The sequence below is a fragment of the Bacillus sp. H1a genome, assembly GCF_000633475.1.
GTDB classification, from domain to species: domain Bacteria; phylum Bacillota; class Bacilli; order Bacillales; family Bacillaceae_G; genus Bacillus_A; species Bacillus_A paramycoides.
In genome coordinates this window covers 1-13,833 of the sequence record NZ_AYMH01000090.1, presented here as the reverse complement: position 1 = coordinate 13,833, position 13,833 = coordinate 1, and the positions used below count along the sequence as shown (strand labels likewise).

Genomic DNA, 13,833 nt, shown 5'->3' with positions numbered 1-13,833 from the left:
TGGTGGGGTTGGAGTTCCTTGGCCATCTCCAGTAGTTGGTGGGGTTGGAGTTCCTTGACCATTTCCATTGTTTTGTTCATTTTGCTTATTCTGTTCATCTTGTTTCTTTTGCTCTTCCTGCTTCTTAAGTTCATCTTGCTTCTTTTGCTCTTCTTGTTTCTTAAGTTCTTCCTGTTTCTTTAGTTCCTCTTGATTTTTCTCTTCTTCAGTTTTTTTCTGTTGGTCCTGTTTTGGTTGTTCCGTTGTATCCGGTACGCTCGTATTTGGAGATGAATCACGTTTTTCACCTTTTATACGTAACTCACTACCTTCTTGAATAACACTACTTGGCATTTTAAAGCGTGATTTATCTGTAGCCATCTCGCTCATCATTTCTTTAAAGATTAATTGTGCAATTTTCGTATTTTTACTACTAATATACTCATTTTTACCATCTTTCATATATCCAGTCCATACTGCCATCGTATATTGCGGTGTATATCCTGCAAACCAACTATCACGAGTTGCACTTTCTGGAATTCCATATTGTGCTAGTTGTTTTGAAGAATAGTTAGTTGTACCTGTTTTACCAGCTACATCTAAAGAGGCCACATTTGCCGATGTACCAGTACCTGATGTTACTACAGAACGAAGCATATCAGTAATCATATATGCTGTAGAATCCGCCATAACTTGTTTTGGTTTTTGTCCAAAACTTTGTGACTTGCCATCTGGATAAACTACTTTCTTAACAAAATGCGGCTTCGTATACTTACCATCATTACCAAATGCCGCATAAGCACCCGCTATTTCAGTTGGTGATACTTCGTTTGTACCAATCGCTGTAGATTCTGTCGGTGCTGTATTAAATGTAATACCTAATTTCTCAGAGAAGTCTTTCGATTTACTAATTCCCACTTCTTTTGCAGTTTTAATTGCCGGAATATTACGCGACATTTTTAATGCTTCACGCATTGAAATTGGGCCTGAATAACTTCTGTCTGCATTTCGAACTTCTTGCCCCGTTGAATACTTAAATGGAGAGTCATCAATTTGATGGTACGTAGCCCATTTTAAATATTCAATTGCAGGAGCATAGTCAAAAATTGGCTTCATCGTTGAACCAGCTGCACGATCTAATTCAATTGCCATATTATGTCCTTTAAATACAGCTTTATTTTCACCACGACCACTACCTATAGCACGAACTTCTCCTGTTTTCGTATCCATAAATGTGAAAGCACCTTGGAAATTCTCATTCGGATAATCAATAATATTTGTATTTAAAATATTATCGGCCAATTTCTGTGCTTTTGTGTCTAATGTTGTATAAATTTCTAAACCGTCAGAACCAATATTAGCATCTGGTAATTCTTTTTCTACTTCTTTCACAACCGCATCCATAAATGCAGGATATGGCATTGTTTGTTGTTCAGCTGCAGGCTTAAGCCCATCTGTTACTGGAACTTTTGATGCTTCTTCCATTTCTGCCTTTGTAATATAACCATGTCGATTCATTAATCCTAGTACAACATTTCTTCTTTCTGTTGCCTTTTCAACATTTTCTTTTTTCGTTGGATCATAGTTATTCGGTGCTTTCGGTAAACCGGCAAGCATCGCAACTTCTGGTAATGTTAAATCTTTCAATTCTTTACCATAGTAGTTTTGTGCTGCTGTTGCGATTCCATATGAACGATTACCTAAATTAATTTTATTTAAATACATCTCTAATATTTCATGTTTTGAATATTGTTGTTCTAGCTTATACGCTAAATATATTTCCTGAACCTTACGCTTTGACGTTTTTTCCATCGATAAGAAGTAATTTTTAATAACTTGCTGCGTTATCGTACTTCCACCTTGAGAGCCATAATCTCCTTTAAGACTAACTAAAACCGCACGTGCAGTACCCTTAAAGTCTACCCCGCTATGCTCATAAAAGCGTGCATCTTCTGTCGCTAAAAATGCATTTTCTACTAATTTAGGAATTTGATCATACGTAACATTCGTTCGCTTTTCTTTCCCATATTCATATACCAAATTCCCGTCTTTATCATAAATTTTTGAGGATAACGGATTAACAAGTTTTGCTTTCTCAAGTTTTGGTGCATCCTTTATCATAACGAAAAAGGTAGCAACCCCTGCCACTAAACCTACAATACCAAGTAGTAAACAACTGATTAAAAACTTACGAAAAAACGATGTTTTACCTTTTGGTTTTGTTTCTTTAGAAGCTGGCTGTTTTTTCCTTTGAACTTGTCGTCGCTCCTCTCGAGAACGATAATTTTCTGACATGTTACTTTCTCCTGCCTTTCAATTCTCCCATTGATTTACATAAAATATTGAGATCACCTTCACAAATATACTTATATTTAGAAAGTCTCTTAACCAGAAGCATTCAATATTTTCCCAATTCACAGATTATAAATTTTGGAATACTTCTTATACAAACTATATTCACCTCTATTTTTTCTAATAATACTGCCCCTTAAAGCATAGAATGTAAGAAGTGAATTTTAATACCTCGTATAAATAATATACCTTTTTTTCAAATGGTCAATATTTTCTTATTAATAAATCAAAGGTGAAATAAAAATAGCACAACTATATGTACTTCGTGTGAACTTCCTTATAATTACGCATAACGAACATTTAATATCTTACATATAAGTATAATACCTCTTTAATTATAAGGATTTCAATACCACAATCCCCTTATCTACAAGAAAACACCTTAAATGAAAAGTAAGGAGTTGCGTAATGATGAAATTATCTCCCGTTATATCAAAAAATATAGTTGCTGTTGGCTATAATCCTTTTTCTATGATTTTAAGAATCCAACTAAAGAATGGTATGTATGATTTCTTTAACGTACCAGAAAGCATTTACACCGGCTTATTAAACGCACAATCTAAAAGTTATTACCATAATACTTATATTAAAAATTCTTTCCGCTACACTAAAATTTAAACTTGAGTAACATACAAAAAAGAAAGGAGGAAAACTCCCCTTTCTTTTTTAATATTTTCAATATCCATTTACCTTCTATTTCTCTTATTAATTTCATCATACGCCTGAATTTGTCTTTTTAGGCGGCGATCGGCTTTTTTATCATGTACAACAAGAACTGCGTGTATAGCTCCTGGAACCCAGAATATTAGGGTTAAAATGAAATTAATAATCGCTTGAAACGGCTTTCCGCACAATAAAACAGCTACCGGCGGAAGAAGAATTGCCAATAAGTACATCATGCCTTAAAAACCCCCTTAATGTTTATTTTTCAATTTTCACCCATTCATTTCCTACACTTTCAAACCTACAAAATCATTTTATTTCCACAAGTACAAATTAGAATTCGTTATTACGAATATCAGATATATAAGTACAAATAGATGAGAAACCATTCACTAACATACAGTAGCAATATTCACCTTTTCTTCTATTTACATATTCTACACCCATATGAAAAAGCCTACAAAAAGAATTATCACATCAATCTTGTCCCACTTATAAAATTGAAATACTCCAAACTACAATGAAATAAGTATCTCAACGTCTTTTCTTAGATTCTAATCTTTCTTCTTCTATTATTTCGGTTAATCCAATTGCTGAAATAACAGTTCCTATTGCTTGTATCCAAATACCAATAAGTCCTATTATGCGCTGATTCTCTTTATCTTTACCGATGTCTTCATTATCCCTTTCCTCTTTTGATATATTGTAAATACCTTGATACGCTTGTAATCCCGCTCCTAAACTTTGCATAGAATTCCCTAGTACAATGACTCGCTGAATTCCATTCACCTCACGCAGGGCTGCTTCTACTCCTAAAAAAGCTCCAATCGATTGTAAACTGTTCCCTGTAATTATAAGATAATCATTTTCTTGCGTTTGTTCATTTACATTAAAATACGTTCCTATTACATTTGAAATATTACCTAAAGCTAATAGCTCAATCCCCGTTTCCTCTAACTCTTTACTTTTATTATCCATACGTTCATCTTGATTCCCTCGTTTACCTTCATCTTTTGTATTAATATATGCTACAATTTGTAATATATAGCCGAGGGCTTGTAATGAACTCCCTACAATAACCAGATCCGATTCAATCTTTTCTTCTCCTATAAATCCTCTTGTTGTTCCAATAGCTGCCGTAAGATTTCCTCCTACTTGAAACCATGCCCCTGTCAATTCTAAACCGCGTGGATTCATTTCCCATCACCTATAATAAAATTTTCTTGTGCAATTAAAATAAGTAAATATCACCTTTAATTCATTATTTTATTTTTCATATGTAATTTTGTGCATCACATAAGGTGCTACTATAGTGAAACTTTAATCAGTGGAGTTTTTGCCCATCCCCGCTGATTATTAGCCCTCACCAATCGGACTTTTACCGGCAGACCGACTCCTACCTAACTTCTTTGCTTCCGCCAAATTTTGAGGTAGAAGTCTTACTGCCCACAAATAGCAGGATGATACAAAAAGAGCACCTTTCAGGCGCTCTTTTTTGGCAAGGAGTTTTTCGATGAAGATGTAATTAGCAAATGCTTCTTATATACTTTAATATATGCTTGTCCTTCAAAACTGGGAATACTATTTTACTTTTTTTAGTTTCTCTTTTTGTTTATCAATCAAAAAAATCAATGTTTATATCATTATTATTTTTAAATTTTATTTTCGCTTTCCCACATTTCTCACAACGATAAATATAGGCTACACCCAATTTACCATTTTTATAATCTTCATTATCCTGCATCCCAATGAAGCTATATTTATGTTTACAGTTCGATTCATCTAAATATTTTCCAATCCACTTTTTTAACTTAATATAACCTACCCTATCGAAAAATTTTCATTTAGTCTAATTGCATACTTTTATGTAAATTCTCAATTTCATTTTGCAACTTTTTAAATTGTTCAAAATGCATTGTTATAGACTGACTACTATTATTATCCGCGTTGTGTTTTACTAACAAAACACCGGTATCATGAAAAATCACTTCGAGTTCTTTCCTTATAGATACTTTCGTAATATGTGCTGTTTTAATTGCCGATAAAATTGCTATTTCATTTAACTTTAATTTTATTTCATTAGGACAAAATGCTTTTTCAACCAATGTAACATCATTACTATAAATAAGTGCAACAAGGTTACTTGATTTTGCATCTGTTAAATCTACTTTTTTCATAACATTATTCATAACATTTTGCATCCTTCTTTTTTCGTATATATCAATTATACAAATTTATTCTTTTTAATGTTCAACTCTGCGTTAATTTTAACATACTTTTTGATAAGTTGATTAAACAAAGCCTCAAACGTTTTTCTACTCCGTAACATTTGTTAAATGAACCCTTTGGACTATAACATCATATAGTAGTGTTAACAATTACTTAAAAAGTAGGTGAAAATCATGCCCTCAGTTGTAGGCAATTTAGTTGTACAAAATAGTAACGGATCTTTCAACTTAGGTGATTTCTACAATGTTTCTCCAAAAGAGAATACGAAAGCTTATAACGGCTCTGGCGCATCTAACGTTGGTTTTGTAGTTAATACTTTTAGTGGTGTTAGTGCAACGAATACATTCGATTCTGACCTTGCAGATCAAAACCAAGTTGGTACGGCCTAAACAATTCTTCAATCTTTTTTGTATAACATATTTAGATTTGTCCATACTATACACAGGCTGTTAAACAGCTATCGTTGATTTTTTGAGTACCAATCAATCTCTTTCTCCCTTTCCCTGGGGCTAAGCAGCTAGCTTGTATCTAGCTGCTTTTTCATGTGGCTACTTCCTTATTCATCTCTACTAAGAAAAATAAAAGAAGCTAAATTTCAAAATCCAGCTTCTTTTATGTTACATCAATTATGTCCACAATAGAAAATACATACGTTTTATAAAAAGCATCTGTACAAACTACATCCTGCTGAATTGGATTTATATGAACCACTGTCATATAACTTGTAAGTATGTACCCTTCTTCAAAATATGTCACTAACATCTCTTCTTCAGACAATAATGAAGTTAACAATTTATCAGAAATTCTCTCTTTCGCTTCATTCGTTAATATCGGTCTCTTTACTCTTAATTTCTCTCTAATCCCCTCTCGCATACTAAACAATTGTTCCGACATTACTGTAAACGGAACCCACTCTCTTCCTTTTTTCTGCATCTTTACTTGATTCATTTTCTTTATCCCCTCGATTTTTTATATCTATCGATTCTATATAAAAAGAAATTTCACTTTTAAATACACTCTGTCCATCTCTTATTTATAAGTAGTGTTCAAACTTACAATTATTCATGAATTGTAGGTATTAATTATGACTCCTTAACTGAAGAACACTTGTTCTAATCATACACGAACTAATGTTCTTAAGAAAGAGGAACATGCATATTTTTTTAACAAAATGAAACTTAAATCAATATAGTTTGTCCATTCCCAATGATTATTCACCCTGACCAATTAAGTTTTTTACACTTCCTATCGCCAGACAAAATACGTGTAGCAACTACAAAAACGACTCCACCTTAAGTGAAGTCGCTTTTTTCTAATAAAATATATTTCTAACTTTACTTTTCTATCCTGACTAACGTTCTTTCTGGAATACAAATTTCATCTATATCAAAATGATTTATTTTTAATTTCAATCCCCCTACTTTTTCCTTATCTTCATCATCAACCCAACAACTTAAGCATATACTTTTATTATTAACAAACTTACAAAACTTAAAAAGCATATGATGTAAAACACCTTATTCCTCATAGTTTACTATGAAAAAGAAGCGCTTTTGGCGCTCTTTTTTCATACATAATTTTATTAAAATTCATTAAATCCAATCTGTATATATTACTCTACAAGGTATATAATCGACTATTGTCACTACCAATTAATTAATATGTATAGGCTGCATTATAATATGTAACTCCCTCTCTGTTTCTCCTTTTTTCGGATGCCGATAATATTCCAATTTATATTCTAATACTTTATACTCAACCATCCCAATCTTAATCCCTTTTGTTTCTTTTAATACAGCTAATAGATCGCTTATATTTTCATCTGATGATTCAAATATTTTCCCTCCGCCTTCTCTCTTAAAGATAACCTTCATATATTCTCCCCCAAGTTAACTTTATAATCTAGTAGATAATAAGTCTAAAAATATTCATCCTATTTTTATTTATAATTTGCTTTCAAAAAAAGAACATCCTTTTTAATAGAATGCTCAGCTTTTCACTTCCTATAACATCAATATCTTTTCCAATAATATGATATGTATTGCTAATGATTTTATGAGTACTTCTGATTAGTGTGTTCTAATTGATTATGGCTATTATTGAAGATGAAAAATCAGCGATATTTTATGTCTATTTCGTATTGGTGTTAGCAAGTTCGTTTGCAAACTTGTTAGCACTTTTTTTGATAAGATAATACACACATCCCTTCTTATATAATGATTATGTTCCCATTTGGGTACTTATGTGCGGAAAATATCCTTCCTTAAAAAATAAGCTGATAGCTGAATGGGAAAAGGAAACAGGCCAAACATAGCCTACATATACGGAGGAAGTTATTTCGAAAAGAGGTAAAGTATCACGGAGAATTGATAAGCCATTTGATGCACATCATTTTATTGAAAAATGCACATGGTGGAGAACATGAATGGTGGAATATGCACCCAGCTAAATACCCTGATGAACATCAAGGTGGTATACACGCTAAGGACAGTATCTCAAGAGAAATTTTTAAAAAGTAATTAACGGAGGTAACAAAAGCTATGTTTGATTTTTTGAAAAAGTATGTTGTAGCTAATGAAAGTGTAAAAGCTGATCAAACACCTATTTTCTATCCTTTAAAAAGTGAGGAAATAGAAGAGGCAGAAGAGTTGTTAAAATTGAAATTCCCTAAAGAATTAAAAGATTTTTACAAGGAAATTGGTTATGGTTTTTTAGAAGCATCAGATAGGTTCTTTTTTAATAGATTTATGGACCCATTTTCGGTTTCTGATTTTCGTTTAAGGGAAGATATTTATGAATACAACCCCAATATAGATGGTGTTGATGATGAAGAATCGCTGGTTTTTTTTGAAGTAACAGAATTAAATTTTTTAACAATTAAATTCAAAGAAGAAAATGAATTAGGCCAATGTCCTATTTACTCGGGTTCTACAAAAATAGCGGATTCTTTAGAGGAATTTTTAAAACTGATTATGTAACAGCACATCGTAAGACAGTTGATTCAGGACGGTCATGGGATTCACCTGAAACTGAGCCAATGATACCTTTTGATGAGCATTTAAAAGTTCCTATTGATAAAGTTTTTGATTAAGGAGTGTTGAGAACAATGGGGAGATATCCACTAATAGCAATAATGAAAGAAAATGAGGATAAAGAAAATGTGATTTACAGTTTCGGTCCAGATACTGAATCTTGTATGTTAAATCCAGAGCTTTATAGTAGATGGAATTTTAAAGTTGCAAAGAATGCAACTAACCGTGTGGAAGCATTTATTTTACTAGATGATATGCCTGAGAAACATATTTCCTTATTATATAAATGCATTCACAAAATATATGCTCACATAGAAGAAAATGGTGGTATAGAAAATATGAATAACATTGATTTCCCGGAATATTTCGAGTTTATCGTATAATATGTATCAGCATTACACGTTTGACATAATAATTGTAAGAAACCGACTCTTTAGTGGGAATCGGTTTCTTCGTCATGCTGTTGCTAGGTTAATAGACGTTTACATAGGCTTCATTTACAGTAACATAGTATGTTTTACCTTTACTATTGTGTACTTTGTATTGCAGTGAGCCGTTTACACTTACTTTCGCATCAATCGCGAATCCTAAACCTGCATCTACAGAGCCAGCAACATCTTTATCTTGCCAAGATGGAGAATCATAGAAACGTGAATTGTTAACTTTTGAAACAACGCGCTTCCCTACAATTGAAGAATCCACTGTAATTTTCTTACTAAACTTAACGTAAGTTGAATCATTCTTAATCCATTGCTCTCCGCCAAGATTTAACCAAACATCCTTTTCGCCCCACACAATATATGATTCTGGTTTATTTAACTGACGAATCTTAGAATAGCTTGTACCTGGTCCTTTACGTAAATTAACGTTGTATCCTTCAATATAAGCAATACCATCTGTTACAGCTGTTGGTACTTCTTCTGGTTTAGATGGCTTTTCAGGAACTGAAACTTCCACACTAGAATTATTGTATGCACGTTGCACATCAGCACGAAATTGAGCTTCTGAAACACCATGACTACGTAAGTAATCAAGTGGATCTTCATGATCTGTTCCACCAAGGTATTTCGTTACATCGTAGTGAGTCCATAAACCTTTTTCTACAGATAACCCACGGTCACGAAGAATTTTAGCAAGTAGCTTTACATATTTATCATACCTGCGTTTGAATTTATCGTAATCTGCTGTTTCACAAAGTTCAACATGTACAAAGCGTTTATTTGCTCCTGGTCCACCACCATAAGCAATGTACTTTGTATCAGCAATTTGGATTGTTTCATTCCAATCTACTGCATAATGAACGAATGCATTTCTCCATGTACGAGACTCATATTTTTGAATATTGATAGCCGGAGCTTCTGGAGTTGCCGTTGAATGAGCTACAACGCCTTCATAAGCACCTACACCATAACGATATGGTTGTTTTGGTAAATCTGGAATAATAAGCGTTCTATCAGCAAAAGCACTTGTAGTAAAAGAACCAGCAAGTACTAGAATCATAAGTAATGAGGTAACATGTTTCATTGTCTTTTTCATTTAGCATCAACATCCTTTTTCATAATTTTTGTGTGGTCAAATAATCCACTTGCTGATAGTCCAATGATGATTCCTTGAAACACATTTGCTTTAATATCTCCGCCCAAAAATAAAACGCCTAGCACAATGCCAAGCGTTAAATTTAATAACGGAACGTATTTTGTTTGTAATCCAATTGTTTTCGCAATCTGTGAAAGACCAACAACAATTCCAATCATTACAGTAATTTCAAACATTACATGCCACCTCCTTTCAATAGCAACGTAATAATAGCTCCGACGATTCCACCAACAATAAGTCTTAAAATCCAGGTAGTGTTCGCGCTGATCTTATCTAACTGTTTATTGATATTGATAATGTCTTTTTCATTGCCTAAAGTACGAGATTCTAAGTTGCGGATATCATTCTTTATATCTTTTTGCTCTAATTTGATTTGTTGGATTTCTTGTTTTAAATCTTGAATTTCTTGCATTGGTTCAGCTCCTTTCAAAATAAAAAGAGAGACTGACGATAGTCTCTCTTAGAAATGATATCTACAATTCTTGCCTGACACCAAGCGTTTTACAGTTGCTTTCCCTTCATACAACGTTTCCCAAATAGGTTCTAATTTAGCTCCGCTATCTTCATAAAATCCCCAGTTAACTGAACCCTCATTAACACTCTTGCCGCTATAATAGTAGTCAGCTATTTTTTTTATTGAATCGTAATATTGAAAGTCTGTTAAGTCCATCCAACTCATATCAAATTCTTTAGCAAGGTTTGGTTCTTCAAGTACTACCTCGTAAATAAAACTTTTGTTATATTTGTTTTTATATTTCATTGCATTTTCTAAATCCTGCCATAAATATATCGATTTAACACGCGATGGGGACGAAGAGAATTTATTGGTTCTAACATCCTCAAATATACTTTCTTTCAAATATTGTGAAAACCTAGAATAAGTATCCCTAAAATACCTATGAGTATTTATTGTATCGCCATACCTTGGTTCTAATATTGTTCCTTTATCTAACTTAATAGATGAAACATGATAGAAAATACCCAATTTGTCCCCTCCTAAAATTTACATCTAAGGATATTTTATCATGATTTTATATTTCTTCTTTATAATAAAAGCCGTATTTTATACAAAATAAAAAAGACCAGCTTATGGCTGCTCTGGTTTCTCGTTTATTAATTTTTGAACTAACTCTTTTAATACAGATATTTCGTTTGTATTCGTCGCAACTTGCTCCTTTAGTTGTTTATTTTCTTCTTTTAATTCTTGAATTTCAGCATCTTTAGCTCGTTTTTCATCTTGAAATGCTTGTATTGAAATTGCTATTGAAGAATATATTTCAGCGGCATTTCTTTCTTTTGTAACGAAACACTCTGGAGTGCTTTCATCATCTGCAATCCAACCATAGTGAGTTTCTATATCGTTTGTTGTAAGGATTGGATCACCCTCAACACGATTCATTCGCTTCTCAATTTGCTAATTGTTTATATTGAGTTAGTACCTTTTTAAATAATCCTTTTGCTTAGGGACTTCTCGGTTCACTAAACATAGGATTCGCTTTTTCCCACATATCAGGATTGTCAATTTCCTCTGGATCATCAATCTTACAGATAAAAGGAAACAATGGATCATCTAACTCTTTACCTTTAAGAATGTTCATTGCTCGTTCTTTCATCTTGTCTAAGAATCCATCACGAACAAAACCATCTGTTCCAATAAAAAATTCTCTAGCATTCGGCACTTTTCCAAGTCCACTAGAGAATACGTTAACTACATCAAAATTTTCATATTGATGTATTTCATCATAAATAACACATCCGTCGCGAAGTCCATCTTTAGAACTTGCGTTAGATGTGTGATATTGCATAATGTTTTCTGTATCATTACCTGTAATTTCAACTTTGGTACGATAAAACATATCTTCTAATATTTCATTACTTTTAATAGCATCATATACTTCACGAAATGATACTTTTGCTTGTTTTTAATTGTTGGCCACAATTGAAACATTGTAGCGATCTATTCCATGTAATGGGCTAATAAAGAAATGGCATAATGATGAAATTAGACCATTTTTACCACCACCACGCGACATCATATAAAGAAATTGTTCATAAAAGATAGAATCATCTTCTTTATAAAATAGAAATACAAATGCGGTTGCGAACCTTTGAAATGGCTGTAATTCAAAATAAAATTTCTCTGTGAATTTTATATAATCTTCATGCATATCAGTATCAAAATATAAATCATCACGAGTTAATATATATTTCTCCAGGTACTCAATTAGCATTATGCGCTCTTTATTCAGCTTGATTTTCCCTGCCCGATACATTTCGATATATTCAGTAACATATTGATTCTGAATCATGTCAAGTCTTTCACAGAGCGCTTAGGTTTTGAAGGTGCTTTCTTTTCTTCAGCCGATGCTTCCAAGCCAAGTGCATCTAAAATCTTTATCATTCGATCATTGGTTTTATGTAAATCAGTAATAGAAGGATTGGATTTTGGACCGTGCATGCCAGGATACTTTTATTCCTATTGCCTCTATGTCATCAAAAAGGACACATTTTAAATCCCACAATGATAAATAGTCTTGAATTAAGTCTACATAGTGATTACCTACAGTCTTTTTTTCTTTTAATTGATTCATTAAATCCTTTTCAATTCTTTTTCTCATTGTTTCACGCTTAACTCTAGCCACAACATCCCCTCCCTTCTGACTTACATCATTTTACAATTTGATATAACGCGCGAATTTGCTTATAAATTTAGAAAATCGAGCCCCTCCTCCGGTGCCCCTTAGACGAAAAAAAGCCCAATCCTCGAACCGGGGGGTGTTTATATTGAATCCTTTTTACCACTTTTCATCATGTTCCCATTTATTTTGTTTCTTTTCGTAAACTCTTCCATGTTCTTTGTTATGGCAATTTACACAAACTGTTTTAAGATTATCTATTTCTAATGCAAGTGTTGGATGATGTTCAAGTTCTTTTATATGATGGACAACGAGTTGAATCTTCTTACGCTTTGCACTATCACTGTACTCATTGGTGTCAGTTTGAACTCGACTGTTTCGTTTACACTCTTGGCATTCATAGTTGTCACGCTTCTTCACTTGTTCTCGTATACTCTTCCACTCACCACTGTCATAGAACTTACGCTTCTGTTGTTTGGTTTTGTATTCTTTAATCACAACAACCACCAGCATATATGCGTTGTTCGACCTCTAAGATTCTTTTATAGCTCTCAATGTAAGCTGGATTACAATCGTTAATAAGCAAACAATACTTCTTTACTTTAGTTAAATCATATTTAATAGCCCATGTTTCTTCTGTTGTATCATTGACTTGTACATCTTGCTTTAGCTTTAAGGCTTCAATTAGTTCCTCAGTTGAGAACTTAGATAATAATTCTGTTACACTTTTAGATTCAGCCTTCTGTTCATATACACCATCCATCTATTCTCACTCCTCCTCCAAAATAAAAAGCACCCGAATGGATGCTTAGATTAAACTTATTCATTATCAATATCTTTAGTTGTGCTTTTGAATACTATCTACTTTACAGGAATCACTTCATAATGAGTGTCTTTTTTTTGTTAGGCTTATATTTCTAGGCATTAGCACACCCCCAAAAAAAATTATCACATAAGGTAAAATATATGGTTGAATTAACTAAATTTAATAAAAAGGATTGATCTAATTTGAATGAATTCATAGAACTAGAAAGGCCCTTTTCTTGGGGAAGTTATCATCCTCATCCACAAGGACAAGGATCTTCAACAATGACTCAACAGATACTGGGAGGGTTTCATCCACAATTACCATCAGGAACTCCAACACCAGGAACTCATCTACCACCAATAGGATCAGTACCTCATCCACAATTACCACCAGGAACCCAACCACCAGGAACTCATCTACCACCAATAGGATCAGTACCTCATCCACAATTACCACCAGGAACCCAACCACCAGGAACTCATCTACCACCAATAGGATCAGTACCTCATCCACAATTACCACCAGGAACTCAACCACC

At 33.2% G+C, this 13,833-nt stretch carries 18 protein-coding genes and 4 pseudogenes; 5 read left to right on the top strand and 17 right to left on the bottom strand.

What is annotated here, in order from left to right; translation table 11 throughout:
• Nucleotides 1-2,274 (bottom strand): PBP1A family penicillin-binding protein (locus U860_RS0129510; protein ID WP_025151300.1); only part of this gene is annotated, 2,274 nt, incomplete at its 3' end.
• Between the two features lie 465 nt (nt 2,275-2,739).
• Between U860_RS0129510 and U860_RS0129505 the strand changes: the two genes are divergently transcribed.
• On the top strand, nt 2,740-2,949 hold the full coding sequence (locus tag U860_RS0129505) for a KTSC domain-containing protein (RefSeq protein ID WP_002171837.1): 210 nt from the start codon (nt 2,740-2,742) through the stop codon (nt 2,947-2,949).
• Nucleotides 2,950-3,017: 68 nt separating this feature from the next.
• Here U860_RS0129505 and U860_RS0129500 read toward each other — a convergent pair whose 3' ends face one another.
• The 4 genes from U860_RS0129500 to U860_RS0129490 all read right to left on the bottom strand — a co-directional run bounded on the left by U860_RS0129500 (nt 3,018) and on the right by U860_RS0129490 (nt 5,183).
• A complete protein-coding gene (locus tag U860_RS0129500) occupies nt 3,018-3,230 on the bottom strand; it encodes a YqaE/Pmp3 family membrane protein (protein ID WP_002171836.1) in 213 nt (70 codons plus the stop codon).
• 298 nt (nt 3,231-3,528) lie between these two features.
• Nucleotides 3,529-4,191, bottom strand: a complete 663-nt coding sequence (locus U860_RS0129495) for a hypothetical protein (protein WP_025151299.1) — start codon at nt 4,189-4,191, stop codon at nt 3,529-3,531.
• Nucleotides 4,192-4,609: 418 nt separating this feature from the next.
• On the bottom strand, nt 4,610-4,810 hold the full coding sequence (locus U860_RS36705) for a hypothetical protein (protein ID WP_081806990.1): 201 nt from the start codon (nt 4,808-4,810) through the stop codon (nt 4,610-4,612).
• Between the two features lie 28 nt (nt 4,811-4,838).
• The gene (locus U860_RS0129490; protein WP_002171833.1) at nt 4,839-5,183 is read right to left on the bottom strand and encodes a hypothetical protein; all 345 of its coding nucleotides are present in this window, start codon (nt 5,181-5,183) and stop codon (nt 4,839-4,841) included.
• A 213-nt stretch (nt 5,184-5,396) separates the two neighbouring features.
• Here U860_RS0129490 and gerPF point away from each other — a divergent pair, with 213 nt between their 5' ends.
• Entirely contained in the window at nt 5,397-5,612 is a 216-nt protein-coding gene (gene gerPF, locus U860_RS0129485) for a spore germination protein GerPF (protein WP_001141569.1), read from the top strand.
• A gap of 223 nt (nt 5,613-5,835) precedes the next feature.
• On the opposite strand, the gene U860_RS0129480 is transcribed toward gerPF, so the two are convergent.
• Both U860_RS0129480 and U860_RS0129470 read right to left on the bottom strand, forming a co-directional pair.
• On the bottom strand, nt 5,836-6,171 hold the full coding sequence (locus U860_RS0129480; RefSeq protein ID WP_025151298.1) for a YolD-like family protein: 336 nt from the start codon (nt 6,169-6,171) through the stop codon (nt 5,836-5,838).
• 704 nt (nt 6,172-6,875) lie between these two features.
• Nucleotides 6,876-7,097, bottom strand: coding sequence for a hypothetical protein (locus U860_RS0129470; protein ID WP_025151297.1), 222 nt, complete (start codon nt 7,095-7,097; stop codon nt 6,876-6,878).
• 377 nt (nt 7,098-7,474) lie between these two features.
• Between U860_RS0129470 and U860_RS32235 the strand changes: the two are divergent.
• The 3 genes and pseudogenes from U860_RS32235 to U860_RS0129455 form a co-directional block, all read left to right on the top strand.
• Nucleotides 7,475-7,742 (top strand): annotated as a pseudogene (locus tag U860_RS32235) (hypothetical protein); the annotation flags it as partial.
• A 21-nt stretch (nt 7,743-7,763) separates the two neighbouring features.
• On the top strand, nt 7,764-8,201 hold the full coding sequence (locus U860_RS0129460) for an SMI1/KNR4 family protein (protein ID WP_029953172.1): 438 nt from the start codon (nt 7,764-7,766) through the stop codon (nt 8,199-8,201).
• 128 nt (nt 8,202-8,329) lie between these two features.
• A complete protein-coding gene (locus tag U860_RS0129455; RefSeq protein ID WP_025151296.1) occupies nt 8,330-8,638 on the top strand; it encodes a hypothetical protein in 309 nt (102 codons plus the stop codon).
• Between the two features lie 88 nt (nt 8,639-8,726).
• Here U860_RS0129455 and U860_RS0129450 read toward each other — a convergent pair whose 3' ends face one another.
• The 10 genes and pseudogenes from U860_RS0129450 to U860_RS32220 all read right to left on the bottom strand — a co-directional run.
• Entirely contained in the window at nt 8,727-9,791 is a 1,065-nt protein-coding gene (locus tag U860_RS0129450) for an N-acetylmuramoyl-L-alanine amidase (RefSeq protein ID WP_025151295.1), read from the bottom strand.
• Nucleotides 9,788-10,027, bottom strand: coding sequence for a hypothetical protein (locus tag U860_RS0129445; RefSeq protein WP_025151294.1), 240 nt, complete (start codon nt 10,025-10,027; stop codon nt 9,788-9,790). The genes U860_RS0129450 and U860_RS0129445 overlap by 4 nt, the downstream gene beginning before the upstream one ends.
• Nucleotides 10,027-10,263, bottom strand: a complete 237-nt coding sequence (locus tag U860_RS0129440) for a hemolysin XhlA family protein (RefSeq protein ID WP_002172047.1) — start codon at nt 10,261-10,263, stop codon at nt 10,027-10,029. The genes U860_RS0129445 and U860_RS0129440 overlap by 1 nt, the downstream gene beginning before the upstream one ends.
• 48 nt (nt 10,264-10,311) lie before the next feature.
• Nucleotides 10,312-10,836: a hypothetical protein gene (locus U860_RS0129435; RefSeq protein ID WP_025151293.1), complete on the bottom strand. Its 525-nt coding sequence runs from the start codon at nt 10,834-10,836 to the stop codon at nt 10,312-10,314.
• A 102-nt stretch (nt 10,837-10,938) separates the two neighbouring features.
• Nucleotides 10,939-11,259 (bottom strand): annotated as a pseudogene (locus U860_RS0129430) (endopeptidase); the annotation flags it as partial.
• A 55-nt stretch (nt 11,260-11,314) separates the two neighbouring features.
• Nucleotides 11,315-12,160, bottom strand: a pseudogene (locus tag U860_RS32230) (terminase large subunit); the annotation flags it as partial.
• A pseudogene (locus U860_RS37075) lies at nt 12,157-12,493 on the bottom strand (P27 family phage terminase small subunit). The pseudogenes U860_RS32230 and U860_RS37075, both read right to left, overlap by 4 nt.
• A gap of 153 nt (nt 12,494-12,646) precedes the next feature.
• Nucleotides 12,647-12,982 carry an HNH endonuclease gene (locus U860_RS0129415; RefSeq protein ID WP_025151289.1) on the bottom strand — a complete coding sequence of 112 codons (336 nt, stop codon included), beginning with the start codon at nt 12,980-12,982 and terminating at the stop codon, nt 12,647-12,649.
• A complete protein-coding gene (locus tag U860_RS0129410) occupies nt 12,978-13,250 on the bottom strand; it encodes a hypothetical protein (RefSeq protein WP_025151288.1) in 273 nt (90 codons plus the stop codon). Before U860_RS0129410 ends, U860_RS0129415 begins: the two co-directional genes overlap by 5 nt.
• A 255-nt stretch (nt 13,251-13,505) precedes the next feature.
• On the bottom strand, nt 13,506-13,833 hold a 328-nt coding region (locus U860_RS32220; protein WP_033795511.1), incomplete at its 5' end, for a hypothetical protein.

Bases quoted from the DNA above. Each gene is read 5' to 3' on its own strand.
- U860_RS0129505 (WP_002171837.1), top strand. From the start codon at position 2,740: ATGATGAAATTATCTCCCGTTATATCAAAAAATATAGTTGCTGTTGGC.
- U860_RS0129500 (WP_002171836.1), bottom strand. From the start codon at position 3,230: ATGATGTACTTATTGGCAATTCTTCTTCCGCCGGTAGCTGTTTTATTG.
- U860_RS0129495 (WP_025151299.1), bottom strand. From the start codon at position 4,191: ATGAATCCACGCGGTTTAGAATTGACAGGGGCATGGTTTCAAGTAGGA.
- U860_RS0129490 (WP_002171833.1), bottom strand. From the start codon at position 5,183: ATGAATAATGTTATGAAAAAAGTAGATTTAACAGATGCAAAATCAAGT.
- gerPF (WP_001141569.1), top strand. From the start codon at position 5,397: ATGCCCTCAGTTGTAGGCAATTTAGTTGTACAAAATAGTAACGGATCT.
- U860_RS0129480 (WP_025151298.1), bottom strand. From the start codon at position 6,171: ATGAATCAAGTAAAGATGCAGAAAAAAGGAAGAGAGTGGGTTCCGTTT.
- U860_RS0129470 (WP_025151297.1), bottom strand. From the start codon at position 7,097: ATGAAGGTTATCTTTAAGAGAGAAGGCGGAGGGAAAATATTTGAATCA.
- U860_RS0129460 (WP_029953172.1), top strand. From the start codon at position 7,764: ATGTTTGATTTTTTGAAAAAGTATGTTGTAGCTAATGAAAGTGTAAAA.
- U860_RS0129455 (WP_025151296.1), top strand. From the start codon at position 8,330: ATGGGGAGATATCCACTAATAGCAATAATGAAAGAAAATGAGGATAAA.
- U860_RS0129450 (WP_025151295.1), bottom strand. From the start codon at position 9,791: ATGAAAAAGACAATGAAACATGTTACCTCATTACTTATGATTCTAGTA.
- U860_RS0129445 (WP_025151294.1), bottom strand. From the start codon at position 10,027: ATGTTTGAAATTACTGTAATGATTGGAATTGTTGTTGGTCTTTCACAG.
- U860_RS0129440 (WP_002172047.1), bottom strand. From the start codon at position 10,263: ATGCAAGAAATTCAAGATTTAAAACAAGAAATCCAACAAATCAAATTA.
- U860_RS0129410 (WP_025151288.1), bottom strand. From the start codon at position 13,250: ATGGATGGTGTATATGAACAGAAGGCTGAATCTAAAAGTGTAACAGAA.